Origin of the sequence: Bathymodiolus platifrons methanotrophic gill symbiont (assembly GCF_002189065.1) — a bacterium.
Classification (GTDB): domain Bacteria; phylum Pseudomonadota; class Gammaproteobacteria; order Methylococcales; family Methylomonadaceae; genus Methyloprofundus.
Genome location: NZ_BDMN01000269.1, coordinates 1 through 1,174, shown reverse-complemented (window position 1 = coordinate 1,174; position 1,174 = coordinate 1). Strand labels below are relative to the sequence as shown.

The 1,174-nt window shown below is 33.9% G+C and carries 1 protein-coding gene and 1 pseudogene; both read left to right on the top strand.

Going from position 1 to position 1,174, the window contains the following annotated elements; translation table 11 throughout:
• Positions 1–287 precede the first annotated feature (287 nt).
• The gene (locus CDZ78_RS14695) at positions 288–887 is read left to right on the top strand and encodes a helicase HerA domain-containing protein (RefSeq protein ID WP_244559264.1); all 600 of its coding nucleotides are present in this window, start codon (positions 288–290) and stop codon (positions 885–887) included.
• A 35-nt stretch (positions 888–922) separates the two neighbouring features.
• Positions 923–1,174, top strand: a pseudogene (locus CDZ78_RS14690) (DEAD/DEAH box helicase family protein); the annotation flags it as partial.

Here is a 1,174-nt window from a genome sequence, read left to right as displayed (position 1 = left end):
AGGGTATTTATCAACGTGCCGTAAACAAGGTCTAAGTGCAACTCAGGCAATGACCCTGGTCTTTGAGGGAAAGTTACCTGAATTTGCTTTATAATTTCATTGGACTACTCAGCTCCGCTGAGTAGTTACAAATAATCAGTATAAATTATAGCTATATTAAGGTAAAAATATCCCCAGATATTATAGGTAATTCAGTCAATGTATATGGCAATATTTATTATTTTGGCAACATTGGGAGCTACCTTAAAATAACCAGTGCAGCCGGAGAAATTATTTTATGTGAAGTTGTGTCTATCTTTGACTCTGACCTACATCAGGATAAATTATCATTTGGCATAGAAAGCAGCCGAGAGCTATTAATTAAAGCAATTGGCACTATCAGTAAAGATAACAGATTTGAGCTTAGTGTAGGTGTTATTGACGGTCTATATGCTGATGTAAGCATTGTAAATTTTAACGATATACGACTTATTGTAGAGAAAAATACTAATGATCTAGGGCAAGTAGACGAGAAACAAATTTATAACTCATTTTCTTTAGGCGCAAGTAAAGATATTATTAATTACCCAATAGATGTGAGTATAGATAGTTTTTTTGACATTAATTCAGCGGCTCTAGGAAATTCAGGGAGAGATAAATCAAATATCATTTCTTATATTATTCAAGAAATTTATAAAAAAGAAAAACACTCGGCTACAGGATCAAGAATACTTATATTTGATGTCAATGGAGAATATAAGAAAGCATTCACAAATGATAATAATACAGATATTTTAATTAAATATTACAAGCTAAGCATTAACAATATCAAGGTCTCAGATCACCCTATGCTGACCTTATTAGAGAACTTTAAAAAAAGTTATTACTGCCTAATTCTGTGTAACTAAAGTTTCGGAGTTAAAATCAATACCTTCACCAATATTATTCTGTGTTTGATGTGAACGATACCTTGTTAGCGATGCGCCCTTATCAAATTGCTGCGACCGAACGAATTCTTTGGAAAATAAACAGCGCATATCAAGCGAAAAAGTGGAGTACGCCTGATAGTGGCGGCTATATCTGGCATACCACCGGCTCAGGTAAAACCTTAACCAGCTTTAAAGCGGCACGTTTAGCGACTGAGTTGGATTTTATTGATAAAGTATTTTTTGTGGTGGATCGTAAAGATCTTGAT